Origin of the sequence: Salinarimonas soli (genome assembly GCF_008386575.1) — a bacterium.
Classification (GTDB): domain Bacteria; phylum Pseudomonadota; class Alphaproteobacteria; order Rhizobiales; family Beijerinckiaceae; genus Salinarimonas_A; species Salinarimonas_A soli.
Genome location: NZ_VUOA01000196.1, coordinates 1 through 389 on the forward strand (window position 1 = coordinate 1; position 389 = coordinate 389).

Genomic DNA, 389 nt, shown 5'->3' on the forward strand with positions numbered 1-389 from the left:
GGGCGGTCGAATGGATAACCGAATGGTTTGTTGTCCGGAACAACAGACTTGAATGGCTCTGACTCCTTAGGTGTCGGTTCATACGGATAGACGAATACAAACAGCTGGAAGGGGAATCCATCGTATGTACCCTTAGGCAGCATCAGCCTCGAAGGCATAGTGTCCGAGGAGTTGAACATGTCAGTAGGAATCTTTCCTTGGTCCAAGAGCTTGTAGATTTCGGCCATCGGTAAAGAGTCTTCTTTGAAGAATGCAAAGTCAGTAGATGAACGCGTTATCTGAGACTGGCCAGGGTTAACCTTTTGCACGAACCAGTCAAGCTCGTAGAAGTTCATCCAGTTATCTTCTAGGCTGAAGGGAAAGCCGTTCTCATCGTATTTAGGTCCAAG

1 protein-coding gene is annotated in these 389 nt (G+C 47.3%); it reads right to left on the bottom strand.

Annotated features, from left to right (window positions below):
* Positions 1-335, bottom strand: a 335-nt coding sequence (locus F0L46_RS27830) for a hypothetical protein (RefSeq protein ID WP_240540169.1), incomplete at its 3' end; no start/stop codon positions are given.
* Positions 336-389 lie beyond the last annotated feature (54 nt).